Annotated in this window: 25 protein-coding genes and 1 tRNA gene; 11 read left to right on the top strand and 15 right to left on the bottom strand. The window is 63.4% G+C overall.

Annotated features, from left to right (window positions below; genetic code table 11):
• The first annotated feature begins 15 nt into the window (after positions 1–15).
• A tRNA-Met gene (locus tag GGQ67_RS14415) sits at positions 16–92 on the top strand.
• Between the two features lie 187 nt (positions 93–279).
• Here the strand turns inward: GGQ67_RS14415 and GGQ67_RS14410 are convergent.
• The 6 genes from GGQ67_RS14410 to GGQ67_RS14385 all read right to left on the bottom strand — a co-directional run bounded on the left by GGQ67_RS14410 (position 280) and on the right by GGQ67_RS14385 (position 7,337).
• The gene (locus tag GGQ67_RS14410) at positions 280–1,497 is read right to left on the bottom strand and encodes an alpha/beta hydrolase (protein WP_183900830.1); all 1,218 of its coding nucleotides are present in this window, start codon (positions 1,495–1,497) and stop codon (positions 280–282) included.
• A gap of 163 nt (positions 1,498–1,660) precedes the next feature.
• On the bottom strand, positions 1,661–2,644 hold the full coding sequence (locus tag GGQ67_RS14405; protein ID WP_183900829.1) for an ABC transporter ATP-binding protein: 984 nt from the start codon (positions 2,642–2,644) through the stop codon (positions 1,661–1,663).
• Entirely contained in the window at positions 2,637–3,644 is a 1,008-nt protein-coding gene (locus GGQ67_RS14400) for an ABC transporter ATP-binding protein (protein ID WP_183900828.1), read from the bottom strand. Before GGQ67_RS14400 ends, GGQ67_RS14405 begins: the two co-directional genes overlap by 8 nt.
• A 1-nt stretch (position 3,645) precedes the next feature.
• Positions 3,646–4,563, bottom strand: coding sequence for an ABC transporter permease (locus GGQ67_RS14395; protein WP_183900827.1), 918 nt, complete (start codon positions 4,561–4,563; stop codon positions 3,646–3,648).
• Positions 4,560–5,483 carry an ABC transporter permease subunit gene (locus GGQ67_RS14390; protein ID WP_183900826.1) on the bottom strand — a complete coding sequence of 308 codons (924 nt, stop codon included), beginning with the start codon at positions 5,481–5,483 and terminating at the stop codon, positions 4,560–4,562. The genes GGQ67_RS14395 and GGQ67_RS14390 overlap by 4 nt, the downstream gene beginning before the upstream one ends.
• Positions 5,484–5,756: 273 nt before the next feature.
• Positions 5,757–7,337, bottom strand: a complete 1,581-nt coding sequence (locus tag GGQ67_RS14385; protein WP_183900825.1) for a peptide ABC transporter substrate-binding protein — start codon at positions 7,335–7,337, stop codon at positions 5,757–5,759.
• A gap of 486 nt (positions 7,338–7,823) precedes the next feature.
• Between GGQ67_RS14385 and GGQ67_RS14380 the strand changes: the two genes are divergently transcribed.
• Entirely contained in the window at positions 7,824–8,282 is a 459-nt protein-coding gene (locus GGQ67_RS14380; protein ID WP_183900824.1) for a GFA family protein, read from the top strand.
• On the opposite strand, the gene GGQ67_RS14375 is transcribed toward GGQ67_RS14380, so the two are convergent.
• Genes GGQ67_RS14375 through lepA form a run of 3 tightly spaced genes read right to left on the bottom strand, consistent with a single transcriptional unit; the run spans position 8,283 to position 10,700 of the window.
• Positions 8,283–8,576, bottom strand: coding sequence for a CcdB family protein (locus GGQ67_RS14375; protein WP_183900823.1), 294 nt, complete (start codon positions 8,574–8,576; stop codon positions 8,283–8,285).
• Positions 8,576–8,806, bottom strand: a complete 231-nt coding sequence (locus GGQ67_RS14370; RefSeq protein WP_183900822.1) for a type II toxin-antitoxin system CcdA family antitoxin — start codon at positions 8,804–8,806, stop codon at positions 8,576–8,578. Before GGQ67_RS14370 ends, GGQ67_RS14375 begins: the two co-directional genes overlap by 1 nt.
• 58 nt (positions 8,807–8,864) lie before the next feature.
• Positions 8,865–10,700 carry a translation elongation factor 4 gene (gene lepA, locus GGQ67_RS14365; protein ID WP_183900821.1) on the bottom strand — a complete coding sequence of 612 codons (1,836 nt, stop codon included), beginning with the start codon at positions 10,698–10,700 and terminating at the stop codon, positions 8,865–8,867.
• A 139-nt stretch (positions 10,701–10,839) separates the two neighbouring features.
• Here lepA and GGQ67_RS14360 point away from each other — a divergent pair, with 139 nt between their 5' ends.
• Complete coding sequence (locus GGQ67_RS14360) at positions 10,840–11,409, top strand: helix-turn-helix domain-containing protein (RefSeq protein WP_183900820.1); 570 nt, start codon at positions 10,840–10,842, stop codon at positions 11,407–11,409.
• Positions 11,410–11,427: 18 nt separating this feature from the next.
• Positions 11,428–11,946 (top strand): GNAT family N-acetyltransferase, encoded by a 519-nt coding sequence (locus GGQ67_RS14355; protein ID WP_183900819.1) that lies wholly within the window; start codon positions 11,428–11,430, stop codon positions 11,944–11,946.
• Between the two features lie 19 nt (positions 11,947–11,965).
• Here the strand turns inward: GGQ67_RS14355 and GGQ67_RS14350 are convergent, their stop codons facing one another.
• Entirely contained in the window at positions 11,966–12,433 is a 468-nt protein-coding gene (locus GGQ67_RS14350) for a group III truncated hemoglobin (protein WP_183900818.1), read from the bottom strand.
• Between the two features lie 896 nt (positions 12,434–13,329).
• Between GGQ67_RS14350 and recF the strand changes: the two genes are divergently transcribed.
• Genes recF through GGQ67_RS14335 form a run of 3 tightly spaced genes read left to right on the top strand, consistent with a single transcriptional unit; the run spans position 13,330 to position 15,763 of the window.
• Complete coding sequence (gene recF, locus GGQ67_RS14345) at positions 13,330–14,454, top strand: DNA replication/repair protein RecF (RefSeq protein ID WP_183900817.1); 1,125 nt, start codon at positions 13,330–13,332, stop codon at positions 14,452–14,454.
• On the top strand, positions 14,451–15,278 hold the full coding sequence (locus tag GGQ67_RS14340; RefSeq protein ID WP_183900816.1) for a molybdopterin-synthase adenylyltransferase MoeB: 828 nt from the start codon (positions 14,451–14,453) through the stop codon (positions 15,276–15,278). The genes recF and GGQ67_RS14340 overlap by 4 nt, the downstream gene beginning before the upstream one ends.
• Positions 15,275–15,763 (top strand): GNAT family N-acetyltransferase, encoded by a 489-nt coding sequence (locus GGQ67_RS14335; protein ID WP_183900815.1) that lies wholly within the window; start codon positions 15,275–15,277, stop codon positions 15,761–15,763. The genes GGQ67_RS14340 and GGQ67_RS14335 overlap by 4 nt, the downstream gene beginning before the upstream one ends.
• Here GGQ67_RS14335 and GGQ67_RS14330 read toward each other — a convergent pair.
• Positions 15,760–16,761 (bottom strand): 2-hydroxyacid dehydrogenase, encoded by a 1,002-nt coding sequence (locus GGQ67_RS14330; protein WP_183900814.1) that lies wholly within the window; start codon positions 16,759–16,761, stop codon positions 15,760–15,762. The genes GGQ67_RS14335 and GGQ67_RS14330 overlap by 4 nt on opposite strands.
• Positions 16,762–16,943: 182 nt before the next feature.
• Here GGQ67_RS14330 and GGQ67_RS14325 point away from each other — a divergent pair, with 182 nt between their 5' ends.
• Entirely contained in the window at positions 16,944–17,483 is a 540-nt protein-coding gene (locus GGQ67_RS14325; protein WP_183900813.1) for an SH3 domain-containing protein, read from the top strand.
• Positions 17,484–17,536: 53 nt separating this feature from the next.
• On the opposite strand, the gene GGQ67_RS14320 is transcribed toward GGQ67_RS14325, so the two are convergent.
• A complete protein-coding gene (locus GGQ67_RS14320) occupies positions 17,537–18,529 on the bottom strand; it encodes an adenosine kinase (RefSeq protein WP_183900812.1) in 993 nt (330 codons plus the stop codon).
• 429 nt (positions 18,530–18,958) lie between these two features.
• Between GGQ67_RS14320 and GGQ67_RS14315 the strand changes: the two genes are divergently transcribed.
• Positions 18,959–19,903 (top strand): AEC family transporter, encoded by a 945-nt coding sequence (locus tag GGQ67_RS14315; RefSeq protein ID WP_183900811.1) that lies wholly within the window; start codon positions 18,959–18,961, stop codon positions 19,901–19,903.
• 67 nt (positions 19,904–19,970) lie between these two features.
• On the opposite strand, the gene GGQ67_RS14310 is transcribed toward GGQ67_RS14315, so the two are convergent.
• A complete protein-coding gene (locus tag GGQ67_RS14310; protein ID WP_183900810.1) occupies positions 19,971–20,546 on the bottom strand; it encodes a c-type cytochrome in 576 nt (191 codons plus the stop codon).
• 158 nt (positions 20,547–20,704) lie between these two features.
• On the opposite strand from GGQ67_RS14310, the gene GGQ67_RS14305 reads away from it, so the two are divergent.
• Positions 20,705–21,460 carry a 3-deoxy-manno-octulosonate cytidylyltransferase gene (locus tag GGQ67_RS14305; protein WP_183900809.1) on the top strand — a complete coding sequence of 252 codons (756 nt, stop codon included), beginning with the start codon at positions 20,705–20,707 and terminating at the stop codon, positions 21,458–21,460.
• 10 nt (positions 21,461–21,470) lie between these two features.
• Positions 21,471–22,331, top strand: coding sequence for a prephenate dehydratase (locus GGQ67_RS14300; RefSeq protein ID WP_047506519.1), 861 nt, complete (start codon positions 21,471–21,473; stop codon positions 22,329–22,331).
• Between the two features lie 218 nt (positions 22,332–22,549).
• Here GGQ67_RS14300 and GGQ67_RS14295 read toward each other — a convergent pair whose 3' ends face one another.
• Entirely contained in the window at positions 22,550–22,918 is a 369-nt protein-coding gene (locus GGQ67_RS14295) for a VOC family protein (protein ID WP_183900808.1), read from the bottom strand.
• Positions 22,919–23,017: 99 nt separating this feature from the next.
• Positions 23,018–23,302, bottom strand: coding sequence for a hypothetical protein (locus GGQ67_RS14290; RefSeq protein WP_246400184.1), 285 nt, complete (start codon positions 23,300–23,302; stop codon positions 23,018–23,020).
• Positions 23,303–23,323 lie beyond the last annotated feature (21 nt).

Below are 23,323 nucleotides of genomic sequence, written 5' to 3'. Positions count from 1 at the left end.
AGGGATTTACGCTGGCGCGGGGTGGAGCAGCCCGGTAGCTCGTCAGGCTCATAACCTGAAGGCCGCAGGTTCAAATCCTGCCCCCGCAACCAATCATTCCAAAGACTGAAATCACATAAGACAAGACAAACAAAGCCCGCACAACGCGGGATTTTGGCGTGCGCGGACATGTATTGGCAACACCGCGCGCGGCGCAGTGATCGCGCTCCTCGCCAGCTCGAGATTGAATCCTCCTGGTCTCGGCTCCGGCTTCCGCCATCAAGCCCGGCGGCAACCCGCCTATTGCGTCAGCTGCTGCTCCTTCAGGTCGCCCTGCAGCGTTTCCTTGGCCGTCGCCGGCTTGTTTTTCTGCGGGCGGGTCATCGGCGCCTCGATGATTGTCGCCGGCACGGCGACCGCGGTCGCCGCGACCGTGCCGATATTGGTGACCGTTCCGCCGACAACCGCGGTGATGCCCTGCCCGAGCGTGACATTGCTGTCGGTCAGCGGCTGGCCGGTCATCAGGCGCTGGCCGATCAGCTGCACGATCTCAGGGCTTTCGGCGAATTTGCCGTGGTTCAGCCGGTCGTTGCTGTTGACCTTCGTGAGATCGATCGCCGTGATGCCTGCCTCTTCCAGCTTCGTGCGGTAAGGCTCGGCCGTGGGATCGATCGCCCCCAGTCGGGAGACGCGCCCGGTGATGAAGCTGGAGAAGGCCAGAGCCCTGTCGTCCTGCGACACGAAGATGGTGAACTTCGGCCGCGGCGTGCCCATCTCGGCATATTGCTTGGCGAAGACCTGGATGTCGATATCGGGGGATGCGAGGATGACGTCGCGGATCTTGCTGTTCAGGCGACCGTCACGAATGCCCATCTGCCGCAGCGATTCCATCGTCAGCCACGTGCCCATCGAATGCGCGAGCACGGTGATGTCCTTGACATTGGGGTCGTTGACCAGCGTTCTCAGCGCCTGCTCCAGCGCGGTGCGCGAATAATTGGTGCTTTCCTTGTCATATTCATAGGCGGTGATCTGCGCGCGCGACGGCCAGGTGAAAAGGATCGGCGTCGCGTCCATGCCGCTGTCGTTGACGATCTGCGCCAGCCGGAAGACCGAATCCTCGTATCGGTTGTTGAAGCCATGGACGAAGACCAGCGCATGGCCGTTGCGCATGTTCTGGCTGAGCCAGCCGCGCCCTTCCTTCACCGTCCCGATCTGCTGCACCGAGGTGACGGCGAAGTCCGTGGCCGGGTTCGGCGGCAGGCGGCTTGGCCATTGCACGGTGCCCGGCTTGCGGTTCGGCGGAATGGAGACGGACACCGCGGTCAGCGATGGCTTGGGGCTTCGCTCGCCGTTGAAGAGCGTCGCCGGATCGCCCGAGGGTTCGCGCGTGGTCGCCACCAGCATGTTGACACGGGTTGTCTTCGGCGTCGTCGCCGTCAGCGCCACGGGCGTCATCACGCCGCTCGGATGACCGCAACCGGTCAGGAGCAGCATGACAACGAGAAACAGCATCCGCATGAAACCCCTCCACGTTGATGAGTGCACCATAGAGCAACCGGCGACGGAGGGAAGGCCGAAAAACTACGCATCAGCCACAGTATGATCCGCGATCAAGGGGTGTTACGCGCGCGAACCCATGGCGGGCCGATGGCCACGGATGGATAGCGTGGCCATCGGATCGTCAGCGCTCCATGTGGTAGCAGGCCGCCGTCTGGCCGGGCCTGACCTCCTCGCTCGGTGGCATTTCGGTTCGACAGATGTCGGTCGCCTTCCAGCAGCGCGGGGAGAAGACGCAGCCCTTTGGCGGGTTGAGCGGCGATGGCGGGTCGCCCTGCAGGCGGATGCGCTGGCGGTTGCGCGCCAGCTTCGGGTCCGGGATGGGGGCTGCCGAAAACAGCGCCTGCGTATAGGGATGCGCCGGCTTGTCGAACACCGTCGCGCAATCGCCGGCCTCCACCACCTTGCCGAGATAAAGCACCAGCACGTCGTCCGAAATCAGCCGCACGACGGAAAGGTCGTGGCTGATGAAGATCAGCGTCAGGCCGAATTCCTTGCGCAGCTTGCGCAGCAGCGTGATTACCTGGCCCTGGATCGACACGTCGAGCGCCGATACAGGCTCGTCGCAGATGATCAGCTTCGGCCGCGTGATAACGGCCCGGGCAATGCCGATGCGCTGCGCCTGCCCGCCCGAGAATTCGTGCGGATAGCGGTTGATCATCTCGGGCACGAGGCCGACGGCGGCCATGATCTCCTGTACCCGCTCGGCGCGCTGCGCCCGCGTCAGCTTCGGCTCGAACACCGTCAGCGGCTCGGCGATGATGTCGCCCACCGTCATGCGCGGATCGAGCGACGCGATCGGGTCCTGGAAGATGATCTGCATGTCGCGCCGCGCCGCCCGCATCTCCTCGTCGGAGAGGTCGAGCAGGTTGCGGCCCTGCCACAGGATGCGGCCCTTCTGCGCCTTCAAAAGCCTGAGGATCGAGCGCCCGAGGGTCGACTTGCCGCAGCCCGATTCCCCCACGATGCCAAGCGTCCGGCCCTCGCTGAGATCGAAACTGACATCGTTGACGGCCGTCAGCGTCAGTGGCGGCTTGAAGAAGCCCTTGGAGGGAACGTCGAATTGGGTCGTCAGGTTCTCCACCCGAAGAAGTGATCGTTCAGCCATTGGTCAGAACCTCCTCGAGGCGTGGAAAGGCATGGAAGCAGGCCGCCAGATGCCGCGGCGCCTGCGTATCGAGGCGCGGCGAGGCGTCGATGCAGTCGTTCTGCACGAGCGGACAGCGCGGCGAGAAGCTGCATCCTTTCGGCAGGTGCTGCAGGTTCGGCGGCCGGCCGGGAATGACGGCGAGCTGGTCGACATCCTGGTCCGGGCGTGGGATCGAGGCGTGCAGCGCCGCCGTGTAGGGATGCGCCGGGTTCTCGAACAGCTCGTCCACCGGCGCCTCCTCGACGATGCGGCCGGCATACATCACGGCCACCCGGTCGGCGAGCCCGGCGACGACGCCGAGATCGTGGGTGATCATGACCAGCGCGGTATTCATCTCGGCCGTCAGATCGTTGAAGAGGTCGAGGATCTGCGCCTGGATGGTCACGTCGAGCGCCGTCGTCGGCTCGTCGGCGATCAACAGCTTCGGCTTGGTCAGCAGCGCCATGGCGATGACGATGCGCTGGCGCATGCCGCCGGAGAGCTCGTGCGGATAGAGGTTGAAGCGCCTGGATGGATCGGGGATCCCGACACGCTTCAGCATGTCCAGTGCTTCGGCCGAGGCCGCACGCGCGGTAACGCCGCGATGCACCTCGAGCTGCTCGGTCAGCTGCCGGGAAATCCTGAGCGACGGATTGAGCGCGGTCATGGGGTCCTGAAACACCATGGCCATGTCCTTGCCGCGTACGTCATCGAGCTCGCGCGGCTTCAGCGACAGCACGTCGCGCCCTTCGAGCAGCGCCTGTCCGCTGGTCCGGCCATTCTTGGCGAGCAGTCCCATCACGCCGAGAAAGGTCTGGCTCTTGCCGGAGCCGCTCTCGCCGACGATGGCGATCCGTTCGCCGCGCCGGATGGTCAGGTTCATGTTGGAGACCGCCTTCACCTCGCCCTCGGGCGTGCGGAAGCTGATCGAGTAATCCCTCAACTGCAGAAGGGTTTCGTTTCTAATGTGATCTGTCATGTCAGCGATCCCTCGGGTCGAATGCATCGCGCAGGCCGTCGCCGATGAACAGCAGGCTGAGCAGCAGGGCAACGAGGAAGCCGGCCGGGAAGACGAGCAGCCAGGGCATGCTCTCCATGGCGTCGGTTCCTTCCGAGATCAGCGTTCCCAATGACGTCAGCGGTTCCTGCACGCCGAAGCCGAGATAGGAGAGAAAGCTCTCCGTGGCGATGATTTCGGGCACCGTCAGCGCCGCGAAGATGACGACGGGCCCGACGAGATTGGGAATGATGTGCCGGGTAATGATCTTGAATGGCTTCTGGCCGGAGGCGCGGGCCGCCTCGATGAATTCGCGCTGTTTGAGCGAAAGCGTCTGGCCACGCACGATGCGCGCCATGGTCAGCCATTCGAGCGCCCCGATCGCCGCGAACAGCAGGTAGACGTTGCGGCCGAAGATGACCATCAGCAGGATGACGAAGAGGATGTAGGGGAAGGCGTACATGATGTCGACGAAGCGCATCATCACGGCATCGATGCGCCCGCCCATGTAGCCCGAGATCGCGCCATAGAGCACGCCGATGACGACGGAGACAAGCGTCGCCGTCAGCGCCACGGCAAGCGAGACGCGGGTGCCGTAGAGCACGCGGGCGAGCAGATCCCGGCCGTTGGGGTCGGTTCCGAAATAGTGGCCATCGGCAAGCGAAGGCGGCGAGCGGAAGGCCGCCCAGTCAGGATCCTCGTAGCCGAAGGGGATGAGATACGGGCCGACGAAGGCGGCGAGCACCAGCAGGACGAGGACGGCGATGGAGGCGACAGCCGCCTTGTTGCGACAGAGGCGGCGCAGTGCATCGCGGGTCAGCGACCGGCTGACGGGGCTGAGACCTTCCGCTTCCAGCAGTTCGGCCGCGAGAAGATCTCTCTTTGCGGGATTGAGGATCATCGGTTTCTCACTTTCGGATCGAGCCAGGCATAGGCGATGTCGACGAGAAGGTTCAGGAACACGATCAGCACCATGTAGAAGATGACCGTGCCGAGAACCATGCCGTAGTCGCGGTTCAATGCGGCGGTGACGAAGTAGCGGCCGATACCGGGCAGGCCGAACACGCTTTCGACGACCAGCGAGCCGGTGAGAAGATAGCTCGCCGCCGGTCCGAGATAGGACACGACAGGCATCATCGCCGGCTTCAGCGCGTGGCGCATGATCGTCAGACGCGGGCCGATGCCCTTGGCTTTCGCGGTGCGGATGAAATTCTGCCCCATCACCTCGATCATCGAGCCGCGCGTGATGCGCGAGATGCGGCCGGCATGCGGCAGCGCCAGGACGACCACCGGCAGCACCAGGAATTTCAGCGATCCGTTGCCCCAGCCGCCCACCGGCAGCCATTGCAGCTGGATGCCGAAGATCAGTTGCAGGATCGGGGCAATCAGGAAGTTCGGCAGCACGACGCCCACCAGGATCAGCGCGCCCAGGATGTAATCCGGCGCCTTGTTCTGGTAGAACGCCCCGAGACAGCCGACGGCGACGCCGATGACGATCGCCAGCAGAAAGGCCGCGGTGCCGATGGTGAACGTGTAGGGCAGGCCGATCATGATCTGCTGCGCGACGGTGAAGTCCTCCGAGGCGAAGGAGGGGCCGAGATTGCCCTGCAGCAGGTCGCCGACATAATAGAGATACTGTTGGATCAGCGGCTTATCGAGATTGTAGTGCGCCGCCAGGTTCTGGAGGATCACTGGCGGCAACGGCCTTTCGCCATCGAACGGCCCGCCGGGGGCAAGTCTCAGAACGAAAAAGCAGGCTGTCACGGCGATCCACATGACGGGGATCGTCGACAGCAATCGACGGAATGCATAATTGATCATGGTGGTGACGGTCTTTCCTGCACCGGGTCTTTCGCATGCTCGCGGCCAGTCGAAACTGGTTCGCCCGCAAGCGAAGGCAATAGCGTGGGTAAAGACCCCTCCCAACCCTCCCCACAAGGGGAGGGCTTGACCCAGCCGATCCGCCGAAGCGTGATTGGGGCAGGTTGGCGCGGCAGGTCTTCTCCCCCCTTGTGGGGGAGATGGCCGGCAGGCCAGAGAGGGCCTTTATCAAGCTGCGATCACCCCCGGGCAGGGTGAAGACAATGCCTCTCGTTATTCCTTGATGGACAGCCAGCGGGTGCGGTGGATGTCCTGGATGTTGTCGACGAAGCCGTCGATCTTGGGCGAAACCACGTTCTTGGAAACGTAGTAGTAGATCGGAATCGCCGCGCTGTCGTCTAGCGCCATCTGCTCGGCCTTCTTGAACAGCTCCGCTCGCTTCGTCAGATCGGTTTCGGCATTGCCGTCCTTGATCAGCTTGTCGTACTCGGGATTCGACCACCGGCCATAGTTCATCTGCACGCCGCTCACGAGCAGGTTCAGGAAGTTGTCCGGATCGTTGTAGTCGGCCAGCCAGCCGGCGCGGCCAACCTGCACGTCGCCGCGCTTCAGCTGGTCGTAATGCACCTTTGTCTCGGCGTTGACGAGCTCGACATTGACGCCCAGCGGCTTCCACATGGCCGCGATCGCGACCGCGATCCGCTTGTGGTTATCGTTGGTATTGTACTTGAGTTCCAGGGTCAGCGGCTTGTCGGGGCCGAAACCGGCTTCCGCCAGCAGCTTCTTGGCGTCCTCGACCTTCTGCTTGTAGGGAAGGTCCTTCCAGGAAACATAGGCCGGCTCGCCGTAATTTGCGGTGCCCGGCGGAACCCATGAGTAGGCCGGCAGCTCGCCCGTGCCGAGGATCTGCGGGCCGATGACCTCGCGATTGATCGCCATGGACAGCGCCTGGCGCACGCGCTTGTCGGCGGTCGGGCCCTTCTGCGAGTTGATGACGTAGTAGTAGAGGCCGGAGAAGGGGGCGACACGCGCCTGGCCCGGCAGGTTCTTCTTCATCCACTCGTACTGGTCGGTCGGAAAATCGGTCAGAATGTCGAATTCGCCGGCGCGGTAGCGCTTCAGCGCGGCTTGCTGGTCCTCGAGCACGAAGAATTTGGCGCCGTCGATCTTGACGTTCGCGGCATCCCAGTAGTTGTCGTTCCTCTTGGTCGTCACATGCGAGCCCGGAACCCATTCGGTGGGCGTGTAGGGACCGTTGGTCACGATGTTGCCGATCTTCACCCAGTCGGCGCCCTTGGCGTCGATGACATGCTTCGGCAGTGGATAGGCCGTGTAGTGCATCAGCGCGTTGAGGAAGTAGGGGGTCGGGCTTTCAAGCGTGATCTCGAGCGTCTTGTCGTCGATCGCCTTGACGCCCAGCTGGCTGAAATCGGTGATCTCGCCCTTGTTGATCTTCTCGGCGTTCTTGATGGTGAATTGCAGATAGGCGTAGTCGGCGGCGTTTTTCGGGTCCACCAGGCGCTGGAACGCGAAGACGAAGTCTCCGGCGGTCACCGGCTGGCCGTCGGACCATTTGATGCCGTCGCGCAGCTTGAAGGTATAGACCTTGCGGTCGTCGGAGATCGTCCAGCTCTCGGCCTGGCCGGCGACCGGATTGTCCTTGGCGTCCTCGGTCACCAGGCCTTCGAAGATGTCGCCGGCAATACGGTTCTCCCAGTCGCCGGACAATTTTTGCGGATCGAGCGATTGCGGATCGCCGCCATTGTGGATGTTGATCGTGGCTGCCTGCGCGGAGAATGCCAGCATCGAGCCAAATATCGCGGAGGCCAGAATCGTCTTCGTGGGGAAGTTCATGTGGGTCCCACCTTTCTAGGCTTTTAGCGCCTTTTATTCGTCGTTGTTCCCATGGTGACCTGTTACGTACAAGTCAATGCGCAACCTATCGTAAAGGTCGAACGTTGCAAGCCCCAAAACGAACGCGGCGGATAACGGGGAAAACCGGGCGAAAACAGCGCGATTAGCCGGTTAGAAGCCGATATTTCGCCGTCGGCATGGCGTTGGCGCGACGTTCCCAACAGATGTTTTGCTCTTGTCTAAGCGATGAAATAGACAATCTTGGATTGAACATGTATTGACCGCTGCCGATTCACCGACAGGTACGGATATGTCGCGCTCGCGACAGATTATTTCGCGTTTTCAACGCTGCACGGTCAGCGATGGATGCGTGGCGGCCTCGTCCCGCAGGTTGAGAATTCGTCGTCGGGGCGCATTTGTTTGCAACGCCCCCTTCATCTCTGTCAGCCGGACGCTATCATCTCGGTGACAACCCTGGAGACAGACATGAGCCAATTGAATTTGCCGAGCGAGGGTGGCTGCCGCTGCGGCCGCGTGCGACTGAAGATCAGCGCCAGGCCGCTTCTGACCATGGCGTGCCACTGCACCGGTTGCCAGACCATGTCGTCGAGCGCCTTTTCGCTGAGCGTGGCGATCCCCTCCGAGGGCTTCGAGATCACCAGCGGCGAACCCGTCGTCGGCGGCCTGCACGGCGCCATGTCGCACCATTATTTCTGCCCGCACTGCATGACGTGGATGTTCACGAAAACGGAAGGCATGGAGTGGTTCGTCAACCTGCGACCGACCATGCTCGACGATGCCAGCTGGTTCACGCCCTTCATAGAGACGTGGACCCGCGAGAAGCTCGCTTTCGCGCAAACCGGCGCGACGCACAGCTACGAAGCCCTGCCTGAAATGCAGGATTACGAAAAGCTGACCAAGGATTACATGGCGAAGAACGCCTAGCTAGAAGCCCTGGAAGAGAAAATCGAGGGCTGCGGTGATGTCGTCGCTTCGCGGTGTCAGATCGGCAATTTCCACGCCGATTTCCGACAGCGGAATGGATGCCATGCGCTCGGTGGACATAAGATAGGTCTTGCCGCCGACCACGACGACGGGATTGAGCCTCGACATGATGTTGATGACATGGCTGGCGGCAACCAGCGGAATCATCACACGCGTTTGCAGTCGATCAAGCAGGTTCGACTGCACATCGAGAGCATAGCCGTCGCCCACCTCGTAGACATGGAAGCGCGCCATCAAAATGTGCGGTATTTGGCGAAGGGCAGCCCATGTTTTTCGACGTAGGCGTTCGCTTCATCGATCGCCTCGGCGTTCTCGATCAGCCACAGCCGTTCGCGCTCGCTCTTGATGGCGCGCCTGAGGCCGTCTTCGGCGGCCTTGGAAACATTGAGGTTCAGTTCGCGCGCCTGCGCGACGAGCTCGCTGTCGAGCGACAGGTTGGCGGCCTTGCGACGGGTCTGAGGCATGATCGGTCTCCTGATATGCGCATATGATATGCGCATATCAGGAAGAAGCAAAGAGGACTTACTCGTCCTTCATCTTCAAGGCGGCGATGAAGGCTTCCTGCGGAATGTCGACCTTGCCGAACTGCCGCATGCGCTTCTTGCCTTCCTTCTGCTTGTCGAGCAGCTTGCGCTTGCGTGATGCGTCGCCCCCGTAGCACTTGGCGGTCACGTCCTTGCGCATCGCCGAGATCGTCTCGCGGGCGATCACGTTGCCGCCGATCGCGGCCTGGATCGGGATCTTGAACATGTGCCGCGGGATCAGGTCCTTCAGCTTCTCGCACATGTCGCGGCCGCGCTTCTCGGCAGCCGAGCGGTGCACGAGCATCGACAGCGCGTCGACCGGCTCGCCGTTGACCATGATCGACATCTTCACGAGGTTTCCCTCGCGGTAATCGGCCAGATGATAGTCGAAGGAGGCATAGCCCTTGGAGATCGACTTCAGGCGGTCGTAGAAATCGAACACCACTTCGTTGAGCGGCAGCTCGTAGGTCAGCATGGCGCGCTTGCCGACATAGGTGAGTTCGGTCTGGATGCCGCGACGATCCTGGCAGAGCTTCAGGATCCCGCCGAGATAATCGTCCGGCGTCAGGATGGTCGCCTTGATCCAGGGTTCGCGGATCTCGGAGATCTTGACCACATCGGGCATGTCGGCCGGGTTGTGCAGCTCGCGTTCCGAACCGTCGGTCATCGTCAGCTGATAGACCACCGAAGGGGCCGTGGCGATCAGGTCGAGGTCGAACTCGCGCTCCAGGCGCTCCTGGATGATCTCGAGATGCAGCAGGCCGAGGAAGCCGCAGCGGAAGCCGAAGCCGAGGGCCGCCGAGCTTTCCATTTCGAACGAGAAGGACGCATCGTTGAGGCGCAGCTTGCCCATGGCGGCGCGCAGATCCTCGAAATCCGCCGCATCGACGGGGAAGAGGCCGCAGAACACGACGGGCTGAGCAGGCTTGAAGCCCGGCAGCGCCTTCGCCGTCGGCTTCTTGTCCTCGGTGATGGTATCGCCGACGCGGGTATCGGCCACTTCCTTGATCGAGCCGGTGAAGAAGCCGATCTCGCCCGGGCCGAGACTGTCCACGGCCAGCATCTTCGGCGTCAGCACGCCGACGCGCTCGACCTGGTACTTGGCGTCCGTTCCCATCATGCGGATGGTCATGCCCTTGGAGAGCACGCCGTCGAGAATGCGCACCAGAACCATGACGCCGAGATAGGTATCGTACCAGCTGTCGACGAGCAGCGCCTTCAGCGGACCCTTCTCGCCGGCTTCGCTCTTCGGCGCCGGCAGCTGGTGCACGATCGCCTCCAGCACATCGGGAATGCCGAGGCCGGTCTTGGCCGAGATCAGCACGGCCTGCGAGGCGTCGATGCCGATCACTTCCTCGATCTGGTCCTTGATTCGGTCGGGCTCGGCGGCCGGCAGGTCGATCTTGTTGAGGACCGTGACCAGCTCGTGATTGTTGTCGATCGCCTGGTAGACGTTGGCGAGCGTCTGCGCCTCGACGCCCTGGGAGGCGTCGACGACGAGCAGCGAGCCCTCGCAGGCAGACAGCGAACGCGAGACTTCATAGGCGAAGTCGACGTGGCCGGGCGTGTCGATCAGGTTCAGGATATAGGTTTCGCCGTCGTTTGCCTTGTAGTGCAGGCGAACGGTCTGCGCCTTGATGGTGATGCCGCGCTCGCGCTCGATATCCATCGAATCCAGCACCTGCTCCGACATGTCGCGCTCGGCAAGGCCGCCGGTCGACTGGATCAGGCGGTCGGCCAGTGTCGACTTGCCGTGGTCGATATGGGCCACGATCGAGAAGTTGCGGATATGGTCGAGGGGCGTGCGCGAAGAATTGGTGCTCATGCGCGCCATATAGCAGCGCATCCCCTTGCCGCAAAGCGGAAAAGCAGGGTTTCGTTTACGATAAGTCGCGCCGCCGCGCCGTGAAAACAGGGCTTGATTCCACGATCGAACCATGCATTTCTATTATAGTAGAAATCTGGATCGGATAATGGAACAGGAACTCGAAACCGCGATCGGCGTCAGGATACGCAGGCTCAGAACCGACAGAAACCTGAAGCTCGACGATCTCGCCGCCGCCTCGGGCGTCAGCCGGGCGATGATATCGCGCATCGAGCGCGGCGAGGCGAGCCCGACCGCGGCCCTGCTTGCCCGCGTCTGCGCCGCGCTCGGCCTGTCGCTGTCGGCCTTCTTCGCCGAGGAGGGCGAGGCCGCGCCGCTATCGCGCCGGCAGGACCAGCAGGTCTGGCGCGATCCCGAGACCGGTTATATCAGGCGCGCCGTCTCGCCGCCGGGCACCACGTCGGATGTCGATATCGTCGATGTCGAGTTCCCGGCCGGCGCCCGCGTCAGCTTTCCGCCGCATGCGGCGGCCAGCGGCATGACCCAGCATATCTGGATGTTCGATGGCGAGATGGAGATGACGACCGGCGACAGCACCGTGCATCGCCTGCTTCCCGGCGATTGCCTGTTCATGCCCGTGGCCGAAGGCCATGTCTTTCATAATCCCGGCCCCGCGCCGGCCCGCTATTGCGTCGTGCTCGACCGCCGCCGCCACTAATCGATCTCAGGAGACCCCATGACCACTATCCGCCTGCTCGACGCGACAGAGGCGCGCGCCGCGATACCCGATCTCTGCGATGTGCTCGTCGATTGCGTCGATGGCGGCGCCTCCGTCGGCTTCATGCAGCCCTACAGGCGTGAAGATGCCGAGCCCTACTGGCGGGCCGTCGCCGAAAGCGTTGCCTCCGGCGCCACCATGCTTTTCGCAGCCGAGATTGACGGCAGGGTGCTCGGCACCGTGCAGATCGGCGCCGCCCAGATGCCGAACCAGCCGCACCGCGCCGACCTGAAGAAGCTCCTCGTCCACCGCGACGCTCGCGGCAACGGCCTGGCGCGTCTGTTGATGCGCGCCGCCGAAGAGGAAGCCGCGCGTCGCGGCAAGACCATTCTCGTGCTGGATACCGCGACCGGCAGCGATGCCGAGGCCATCTATCCGCGATTGGGCTGGGAGCGCGTCGGCGTCATCCCGGATTACGCGCTCTGGCCGCAAGGCGGCTTCTGCGCCTCGACCTTCTTCTACAAGCGCATCGCCTGATTTCAGGCAGTCCGCGACCTCAGCCCTTCTTCAACTTGGGATCGTCGAGCGCGGGATTATAGAACAGCGACAGCGTCAGGCTCCTGGCGATCCGCTCGGCCGTCGCCATGAACCAGGCCTTCGCCTCGTCGGAGGGGGCGATATCGTCAAGCGTCGCGGAAAACAGCGCCAGCCATTGCGGAAAGAGCTCCGGCGTCATGTTGGCCACGCCGACATGCGCCTGCACCGGCTTGCCGCCATAAGCGCCGCTGCGAAAGGCGACGGATGACCAGAAGCTCTTCATCTTCTCCATATGCTCCGGCCACCGCCCGGAAAGCCTGGCGTCGAAAACAGGCCCCAGCGTGGGATGCGCGAGCACGCGGCCGTAAAACGTCTCGACCAGCCGATCGATAAACGCCGCATCGATCCCCATGCGCGCCATCTCGGCCTCGGCCCGCTCCCTGATCGCCGCCGAATGCGCCGCTCGTCCCTGTATCTCGCTGTCCATCGCAAAATCCGTTCCGCCGCTTCCTGCGGCACGCCTCATATAAGCCTTCGCCCGCTGCCGCGAAAGCCGCTGCGACTGAATGCCCTCGCCGCCGTCCCGGCGGTCAATGACGCAGCGCCTCGAACGAGGGGATGTCGGAGGCGGTGAGGGCGTTGACGATCAATCACTTACACAAAATCCAGGCGTCGATTTTCCCCGCCTCGAAAACCCCGCCCTACACTATCGGCGTCCCGTCATCGGATACCCCGGCAGGCGTGCCGACGAGGCGGGATCGGCGCGGAGCGTGAGGGTAGGACGCAAAACCTCACGGTCCGGGTCCGCGGAAAATGATCTCCCTCCGGTGACGGCGGGTTCCATCGCGAGATGGCGCCTGAGTTGAGCCCGGACGTGCCTGTGAGGCACACATGGTCTCGCCGCGAAGTTGGGCGAGAAGGCAGAGAGATCGAAGTCGCGGGCATAAACCGCCGAACGGGGCGCTGGGAAGCGCCATATTCTACTTACTCCATCGAGGTGATTTCCAGCGCCCCGTCCGAGTGAAGTGCATGGTGGAGACACGGGTGAGAGCCGCGTGGGGTTTTGGTGTGTTTGTGGAGTGGAGTGAGAAGTGAATGATCGCCAGGTCTTGCCGTGGGATACCCCCCTCTGCCTGCCGGCATCTCCCCCCACAGGTGGGGGAGAAGACTCGCTGCGCCCTCCTGCCTCAATCGAGCTTCGGCAGCGCCACAGGTTAAGCCCTCCCCCTTGTGGGGAGGGTTGGGAGGGGTCTTCGCCACGAGCACTGCGGCACCGTCGCTGTGTTGCCTGACCGCCCACGGCACACCGCCACTATCGAGCCCCACCCTTGCCATCCGCGCCCATAGCGCTTAGCTCTCAGCCGTCACGAATCCGGATAAAGCATGCCCCACAAGGTTTCCCTGTCCCGTCTCAAGCTCACCGACTTTCGCAATTATGCGTCGGCCGGTTTGCAGCTGGATGGCCGGCATGTGGTGCTGGTGGGGGATAACGGCGCCGGCAAGACCAATCTGATGGAGGCGGTGTCGTTTCTGTCGCCGGGCCGGGGCATGCGCCGCGCCACCTATGGCGACGTCACCCGCGTCGGCGCCCATGGTGGCTTCACGATCTTCGCGGCGCTCGACGGCATGGATGGCGAGGTCGAGATCGGCACCGGGGTCGACGGCAACGACGAGAGCACGTCGCGCCGCCTGCGCATCAACGGCACGCCGGCCAAGACCGCCGACGAACTCACCGATCACCTGCGCCTTCTCTGGCTGACACCCTCGATGGACGGCCTGTTCACCGGCGGTTCGTCCGAGCGCCGCCGCTTTCTCGATCGCCTCGTGCTGTCGCTCGATCCCGCCCATGGCCGCCGCGCCAGCGATTTCGAGCGCGCCATGCGCAGCCGCAACAAGCTGCTCGACGAGCGCCGCTTCGACCCCTCCTGGCTCTCGGGCATCGAGGAGCAGATGGCAACGCTCGGCATCGCCATGGCCATGGCCCGCCAGGAGATGCTCGGCCTCCTCGTCCGCCTCATCGAGGAGACGCGCGAGACCTCGCCATTCCCGTCGGCCTCGCTCGATCTCGCCGGCTTCATGGATGGCCAGTTCGATCGCCCCGCTGTCGACCTCGAGGACGAATACGCCGCACAGCTCGCCGAAAGCCGCTACCGCGACGCCGCCGCCGGCCGCACGCTCGAGGGCCCGCACCGCGCCGATCTTCTGGTCCGCCACCGCGACAAGCGCATGGAAGCGGCGCGCTGCTCGACCGGCGAGCAGAAGGCGCTGTTGGTTGGCCTCATCATGGCGCATGCCCGCCTTGTCGCCAATCTCACTGGCCATGCGCCGGTCCTGCTGCTTGACGAGATCGCCGCGCATCTCGACGAAAACCGGCGCGCAGCACTTTTCGATCTCATCGACGCGCTCGGCGGCCAGGCCTTCATGACCGGCACCGACCGCTCGATGTTCTCGGCCCTCGACGATCGCGCGCAGTTCTTCACCGTTGCCGATGGAAAAATATTCGAATGACCGACACTTTCCCCGCCGCCAAGGGCCATGCTAGCATCGCGCCCATGGAACCGTTGAGCCCGGAAGAAATCGCCCGCTACCAGCGCCACATCCTGCTGCCTGAGATCGGCGGCGCCGGCCAGCAGAAGCTGAAGGCGGCGCGCGTGCTCGTCATCGGCGCCGGCGGTCTCGGCGCTCCCATCCTGCAATATCTCGCGGCAGCCGGCGTCGGCACGCTCGGCATTTCAGACGACGACCGCGTATCGCTCTCCAATCTGCAGCGCCAGGTCATCCACGATTCCGGCACGATCGGTGAATTGAAGACGGAAAGTGCGGCCTTCGCCATCGCCAGGCTCAATCCGCATGTCCGCGTCATCCGCTTCGAGGAGCGCTTCTCCTCAGACAGCGCCCGCCGGCATCTCTCCGGCTTCGATCTCGTCATCGATGGTTCGGATAATTTCGACACGCGCTACACCGCCGCCGATGCCGCCGAGGCGGCGCAGTTGCCGCTGGTAACGGGCGCCGTCGGCCGGTTCGATGGCTCGGTCACCGTGCTGAAGCCCTATGAGACATCGGCCGATGGCGTGCTCAATCCCACCTATCGCGACCTCTTCCCGGAAAAGCCGCCGGAGGGCCTCATCCCCGTTTGCGCCGAAACCGGCGTCATCGGCGCACTCACGGGCGTCATCGGCACGCTGATGGCGATGGAAGCGATCAAGCTTATCACCGGCACCGGCGAGCCTCTGGTCGGCCGCCTGCTGCTTTATGATGCGCTTTCGGCACGCTTCGACGCCATCCGCTACAAGCGCCGGCGCGCCCGACAGAGCCAAAGCCAGGCATCGTGACCATCCTCCGTCTGGATTCCGATTTCCCGCGCTGGGACGAGCTTCTTTCGCTCATCCTGTCGTCCTTCGCTTACATGAACGACCGCATCGATCCGCCATCCTCGGCGCTCAAGCTGACGGCTGAATCGTTGGCCGAGAAGGCCGAAACCGAGATCGCCTATGTCCTCATCGAGGATGGCGCGCTGGTCGGCTGCATCTTCCTGCGGCCCGAAGCGGATTGCCTCTATGTCGGCAAGCTGGCGGTGGCGCCGGGTGCCAAGCGGCGCGGCATCGGTCGGAAACTACTTGGCGTCGCCGAGGACACCGCGCGGGCGCTTTCGCTGCCTGCGCTGCGGTTGGAAACGCGCATCGAGCTCACCGAAAACCACGCCGTCTTCGGCCGCTGGGGCTTCGAGAAGACCGCCGAGAACGCCCATCCGGGCTTCACCCGCGTCACATCCATCGAGATGCGCAAATACCTCGCTGTTGAGCGCCTCGTTTCCTAGCGCCCCGGCAGCACCCGGTTCGGCGGGCGGTGGCCGTCCATGAAGGCGCGGATGTTGATGATCACCTTGTCGCCCATGTCGATGCGGCCCTCGATCGTCGCCGAGCTCATATGCGGCAGAAGCACCACCTTGCCCTCGTTGGCGAGCTTGATCAGCTTCGGATTGACCGCCGGTTCGTTCTCGAACACGTCGAGCCCGGCGCCGGCAAGCTTGCCTTCCCTGAGCGACTTGATCAGCGCCGCCTCGTCGATCACGTCGCCGCGCGCGGTGTTGACGAGATAGGCCGTCGGCTGCAGCAGCGCGAGACGCCGCGCCGAGAGCAGATGGAAGGTCGCCGGCGTCGACGGGCAGTTGACCGATACGATGTCGACGCGCGCCAGCATCTGGTCGAGGCTTTCCCAATAGGTCGCCTCGAGCTCGTCTTCGGTCGTCGCCGTCACGCGCTTGCGGTTATGGTAATGGATTGAGAGGCCGAAGGCCTTGGCGCGGCGGGCAACGGCGGTGCCGATCCGGCCCATGCCGACAATGCCGATCCGCTTGCCATGAATGCGCCGTCCGAGCATCCAGGTGGGAGACCACCCGGCCCATTCTCCGGGCCGGTCGGTCAGCACGCGCGCACCTTCGCCCAGCCGGCGCGGCACGGCGAGGATCAGCGCCATCGTCATGTCGGCGGTGTCCTCGGTCAGAACGTTCGGCGTGTTGGTGACGGTGATGCCCTTGCGGGCGGCCGCCTCCACGTCGATGTGGTCTGTGCCGTTGGAGAAGCTGGCGATCAGCTTCAGCTGCGGCCCGGCCTCGTCGATCAGCGCCGCGTCGATCCGGTCGGTCACGGTCGGCACCAGCACGTCGGCGCTCTTCATCGCCGCGGCGAGCTGGGCCGCGCTGCGCGGCGTGTCGTCGATATTGAGCTCGGCGTCGAAAAGTTCACGCATGCGCGTTTCGACCGCGTCAGGCAGCTTGCGGGTAATGTAGACCTTGGTTTTTTTCTTCGTCGTCATATCCTGGAGCTGCTGCCTTGTTCAGAGGTCCTTAACCAAGACGCGGGATAATTTTCCCGTTCCGGGGAATTTCTACCAGACCCGTACGCGAAGACAAACAAAACTCGTTGAGCGTGCGTGGAATGTCGAGGTCCGGAAACCAGGCGGAGGAACCGCCTGGGTCTTAGCGAACGGAAATCGTCATGCGCAGCACAGTCCTGAAATCATGCCTCGCCCTCGCGTTGGGCTTTGTGCTTTCGGCCGGCACCGCCGAGCTTGGCTATGCCCAGGCGGCGAAGGGTCCGAGCGGCCTGCCGCTGCCGCGCTTTGTCACGCTGAAGGCCAAGCGCGTCAATCTGCGCATCGGTCCCGGAACCGATTATGCCGCGTCGTGGATGTATCTGAAAGCCGGCCTGCCGGTCGAGATCATCCAGGAATACGACAACTGGCGCCAGGTGCGCGATGCCGATGGCACCGAGGGCTGGGTCAACCAGTCGCTGCTGTCGGGCGCCCGCGCCGCCATTGCCGCTCCCTGGATGAAGGGCAAGGGCAAGAGCGTCTTCGTCAACATGCGCCGCGAAGCCCAGCCATCCGCGACCGTCACCGCCAAGCTGGAGCCCGGCGTGACCATGACGATCGGCGAGTGCAACGGCGACTGGTGCTTCGGCAAGACCGACGGCGCCGAGGGTTGGGTGGCGCAGTCGGAAATCTGGGGCGCCTATCCCGGAGAGGCCTTCAAGTAAGGCCTATCCCGGCCAAGCCTTCAAGCGGGAGAAGCCTTCAGGTAAGCGCGGCCTTAGACAAGGCCCGCGCGCTTGCCGGCTTCCACGAGCGACGTCATCGGGCGCGGCCCGATCTGCTGAATCACGATGCCGGCGGCCAGGCAGCCGAGCTTGCCGCAATCCTCGAGCGTCCGCCCCTGCGTGTAGCCGTAAAGGAAACCTGCCGCGAACAGATCGCCGGCGCCGGTCGTGTCGACAAGCTCCTTGATCTCGATGGCATCGACCTGGAAGCGCTCGCTGCCCTTGAGAATGACGGCACCCTCTTCGCTCATCGTCACCGCGGCGATCTTGCAATCCTGCGCGATCTTCGTCAGCGCCTCCTCGAAATCCTCGGTCTCGTAAAGCGCCAGCGCCTCCTGCTTGTTGGCGAAAACGATGTCGACGGTGCTCGAACGCATCAGGTCGAGAAACTCGTCGCGGTAGCGGCCGACGCAGAAGCTGTCGGAGAGCGTCATCGACATTTCGCGGCCGTTCTCATGGGCGATGCGGGCGCAATCGCGGATCGCTTCCTTGGCGCGCGGCGGGTCCCAGAGATAGCCTTCGAAATAGGTGACCTTGGACTGCGCCACGACCTCGGGCTCGACATCCTCCGGTCCGAGTTCGACGCAGGCGCCGAGATAGGTGTTCATCGAGCGCTCGCCGTCCTCGGTCACGAAGATCATCGAGCGGGCGGTCGGCGGGAACTTGCCCTTCGGCTGCGTCTGGTAGTGCACGCCCTGGGCGCGGATGTCGTGCGCGAAGATCTCGCCCAGCTGGTCTTCGGCGACCTTGCCGAAATAGGCGGCCTTGCCGCCGAAATTGGCGATGCCGGCCGCCGTGTTGCCGGCGCTGCCGCCCGAGGCTTCCAGCGCCGGGCCCATATGCTTGTAGAGCAGTTCGGCGCGCTCGGCATCGATCAGGTTCATCGCTGCCTTGGTGATCTTGTGATCAATGAGGAACTGGTCGTCGCAACGCGCGATGATATCGACGATGGCGTTGCCGACAGTCAGTACATCGAATTTGGTCATGAAATGGGAGGTCCCGGTTTTGGTGATAGCCGGTAGTCGGTCTTAGCGGATTTTCAGCCCATGGGAAGCGGAAATGCCGGACTTGCCGCCGATCCTTTCGCAAAAATGCCGCGCGGACGTCATTCGCCTGTCATTTTGGCTGGCTATATCTCACCTCAACAAGATCGGCATGGACGGCTTTAACGGCGGTCGCCGATCGAGAAGGGCCCGATAAATAAAATCATGCCCTTCGATGATACCGGTGCGACGCTGACCACGGATGAACTGGCAGCATGACCAACCGGCAATCCGGCAAGACCGGATGCGGAAAAGCGGGCCGAACCCCGCTTTTTTTGCGTTTGCGCCCGGCGTGGCGTCATTCCGGTTTGTCAGCGCGAACACTTTGCTGCTAGACCTCTGATATTCCAAAGCAGTAGGCAATCCTCCCCGATGTCCGCCATCTTTCTCGACGTTCTTCCCATCTTCGTGATGATCCTGATCGGCTGGCTGATCGTCAAGGTGGGGCTGATGAAGGCCGAGGTCGGCGATGCGCTGAGCGAGTTCGTCTTCAAGATCGCGGTGCCGCTGTTGCTCTTCCGCACGATCGCCGAGGCGGACTTCAAGGGCGCCTCGCCCTTCAGGCTCTGGATCGCCTATTTCTCCGGCGTCGCCGTCACCTGGACCGCCGCGCACATCGCGGCCACCCGCTTTTTTGGCCGCGACGACCGGATCGGCGTGCTCGCCGGCGTGTCGTCGGCCTTCGCCAACACCATCTTCATCGGCCTGCCGCTGGTCCAGCGCACCGTCGGCGACAAGGGCCTCGTGCCGCTGTCGATCCTGATTGCCGTGCACCTGCCGGTCATGATGATCATCGGCACCATTTTGATGGAGCGCGCCGAGCAGAAGATCAATGGCGGCCCGCGAAGGGGCATCGCGCAGGTGCTGCGCCAGATCGCCCGCAATCTCGTCCGCAATCCGCTGGTCATCGGGCTTGCCGGCGGTGCTCTCATGCATCTTCTCGGCTGGACGATGCCGGTGCCGGTCAAGCTGGTCGTCGATCAGATCGCCGGCGTCGCCGGTCCCGTCGCCCTCATCTCGCTCGGCATGGCCCTGCAGCAATACGGCACCTCGGGCAATGTCGGCATTGCCAGCGTCACCTCCGCCTTCAAGCTGCTGCTCTTGCCCGCCTGCGTCTGGACGACCAGCTATCTCCTCGGGCTCGAAAGAGACTGGACCGCGGCGCTGGTGCTGATCTCGTCGGTTCCGACGGGCGTCAACGCCTGGCTGATCGCCAATCGCTTCGGCGTCGGCCACGGCCTTGCCGCCTCGACGATCACGCTGACGACGGCGCTCGGCGCCATCACCGTCTCGTTCTGGGCCTATCTGCTCGGATAGCCGGGATGCCTGAAACGAAAAGCCCGGCACGGCGGCCGGGCTTTCGCATCTCATGCGATGGATGACGTCACTGGGTCGCCGAAGCAGGCGCATTCGGATCCGGCAGCGCCACCGGCGAATCGGCCAGCGAACGCAGGTAGAGGATCACGTTGGCGCGATCGGCTTCCTTCTGCAGGCCGGCAAAGCCCATCGCCGTCCCGGCGATGTACTTCTTCGGCGCCGCCAGGAACTCGTTCAGGTGCTCATAGGTCCACTTCTCGCTGGCACCCTTCGAAAAATCCTTCATGGCGGCGGAGTAGGCGAAACCCTCATGCGAACCGATCGGACGATCTACGACACCAAAGAGGTTCGGCCCGACCTTGTTCGGTCCCCCTTTCGTGCCGTCATGACAGGCCTGACACTTCTTGAACACCGTCTCGCCGGCCTTCGCGTCGGCCTTCGCAAGCAACTGCGCGATCGGCACGGCGGCAGCTGGAGCTGCGCCGCCGGCATCGGCGGCCGAAGCCTCCTCGGCCACGATGGCAAAACCTTCCTTCTCCGGCTCTTCGGATTTGAACAGGCTATCCGAGGCGATGGATACGGTCATCAGCACGAAGACCGTACCGAGCAGCGCTCCCACCGCCGTATTCACGTAAGAATTCATCTGTGATGCTCCCCCCTCACAGCCGGCAGACATAAAACCGGTCTGTCTCTTGAAATCGAGCGAAACCTATGTCTTTTGGCTAATTCTTGCAACCGCCGAACGCCTCGGCGGCATGAGACTTTTTGACACCTTTCCGCCCGGAAATGAAGGCCTGAGCAATGGCAAGTCCAAATTTAGACAACGTACTCGTCCTCATTCCCGCCCGCATGGCGTCGACCCGGCTGCCCGGAAAACCGCTCGCCGACATCTGCGGCAAACCGATGGTCATACAGGTGGCGCTGAGGGCGAAGGAGGCCGCGATCGGCCGCGTGGTTGTTGCCGTCGACGAGCAGGAAGTCTTCGACGTGGTCGCGGCCGCCGGCTTCGAAGTGGTCATGACCGCCAAGGCGCACCAGTCCGGCTCCGACCGCATCCATGAAGCGCTGACCAAGGTCGATCCTGAGGGTCGCATCGAGTATGTCGTCAACGTCCAGGGCGACCTGCCGACGATCGAGCCGGAAACGGTGCGCGCATCGCTGCGCCCGCTTCAAGACGCCGCCGTCGATATCGCCACGCTGACCATCGCCATCGACAACGAGGAAGACAAGACGGCGCCGCATGTCGTCAAGGTGGTCGGCTCGCCATTGTCCGAGACCCGCATGCGGGCGCTCTATTTCACGCGGGCCACGGCACCTTATGGTCAAGGCCCGCTCTATCACCACATCGGCCTCTACACCTATCGCCGCGCGGCGCTGGAGCGCTTCGTATCGCTCGGGCCCTCCACGCTCGAAAAGCGCGAATCGCTGGAGCAGCTACGGGCGCTGGAAGCCGGCATGCGCATCGATGTCGAGATCGTTGACACCGTTCCGCTCGGTGTCGATACTCCCGCCGACCTTGAAAAGGCGCGGCGCATTCTTTCCGCACAATTGAAGTAACGGATCTCCCATGAGCATCAAGACCAACAAAATCGCCTTTCAGGGCGACTTCGGCGCCAATTCCGACATGGCCTGCCGCGACATGTTTCCTGATATGGATCCGCTGCCGTGCCAGACCTTCGAGGATGCCTTCGTGGCGCTCGAAAGCGGCGATGCCGATCTGGCGATGATCCCGATCGAAAACACCATCGCCGGCCGCGTCGCCGACATTCACCATCTCCTGCCGGAATCGCGGCTGCACATCATCGGCGAATATTTCATGCCGATCCGCTTCCAGCTGATGGTGCTGCCCGGCGTCACCAAGGACGAGGTCCGCACCGTTCACAGCCACATCCACGCGCTCGGCCAGTGCCGCAAGATCGTCCGCGCCAATGGCTGGAAGGCGGTGGTCGCAGGCGATACGGCGGGTGCCGCCAAGCTGGTGCAGGAAACCGGCGACCGCTCGATGGCAGCGCTCGCGCCGCGTCTGGCAGCCGACCTCTACAAGCTCGATATCATCGCCGAAAACGTCGAGGACACCGAGGATAACGTCACCCGCTTCGTCATCCTGTCGCGCGACGAGAAGTGGGCCGAGCGCGGGGCGGCCGAGGAGAAGCTGGTCACCACCTTCGTCTTCAACGTCCGCAACATTCCCGCCGCCCTCTACAAGGCGCTCGGCGGCTTCGCCACCAACAGCATCAACATGACCAAGCTGGAAAGCTACCAGCTCGGCGGCAAGTTCGTCGCCACCCAGTTCTACGCCGACATCGAAGGCCATCCCGGCGACGCCAACGTCCGCCGCGCGCTGGAGGAGCTGCAGTTCTTCTCCGAGAAGGTACGCATCCTCGGCGTCTACAAGGGTCACCCGATGCGGGGCCTGTTGCAGAAATAGGATTGAGGGCGTTTTTTCGGTTGCCGATATAGGGCACTGAGGCGTCCCCACACTCTTCCTCATCCCTGTGCTTGTCACAGGGATCCAGCCGCCTCGCGTCTGCGAGGCGAAAAGAGTCTTCCAGCCCAAGGACTTGGGCTGGCTGGATTCCTGTGACAAGCACAGGAATGAGGTGGAGTGAGGGATGCCGACGCGCATTAAAGCGACCGCATCAGCGATTACTTATCCGGCTCACAAACCCGCAACCTATGTCCATCGGGATCAAGCACCACGAAGGTCGAGCCGAAGTCGAGCTGTGTCAGGTCCTGGGCGATCGGCAGGTGGCGGTCGCGCCAGTCGCGGTAGAGGTTGGAGACGCCGTTTTCGCCCGGCACCATGAAGGCGATCTCGGCGCGGCTGCCGATCGCCGATGGCTGCGGCACGACGCTGCTCAGCCGCCACAGCCCGAGCGTGAAGCCGCCATCGAGCGCGAAAGCCACGAAATTGGGAGCGTCGGCGACAGGCTCGCGGTTCAAGAGCGCCTTGTAAAAACTGGCGCTCGCGGCGGGATCGCGGACATAGAGAATGATGAGATTGGGGCTGTTCATGATGGTGTCCCTTTGCTTGAAAATAGACGTGGTGATACGAACGCCGCCGGGGTCCCGGCAGCGATCCAAAGCGTGATGTGAAATGTCCGTAGGTGTCGGTTACCGCTCGCGCCCGGGGTCACGGTCGCGGCTGCCCCAGTCGATGACGCCGATATCGCGCCTCAGATTCTCCGACATCGATTGCGGCTCGAGGCGCGGAGCGCCACGGCGCCCCATGCTATGCGCCATGCGGCGCGACGCGTTGCGCATCACCCTGAGCATCAGCGATCGCGGATACCAGGTGTCGGACAGAGCCTCGTCGGAACGGTGGTTGCCTGATGTCGGCTGGCCCATGGTGCGGCCCACGTCGCCATGCATGTCGCGGCTTTTGTTCAGGCTCGTCATGGCAGGTCCTCCTGTTTCGAT

Origin of the sequence: Rhizobium metallidurans, from assembly GCF_014196505.1 — a bacterium.
GTDB classification, from domain to species: Bacteria; Pseudomonadota; Alphaproteobacteria; order Rhizobiales; family Rhizobiaceae; genus Rhizobium; species Rhizobium metallidurans.
The sequence above is the reverse complement of the archived record's forward strand: the minus strand, read 5'-3'. Positions and strand labels throughout refer to the sequence as shown.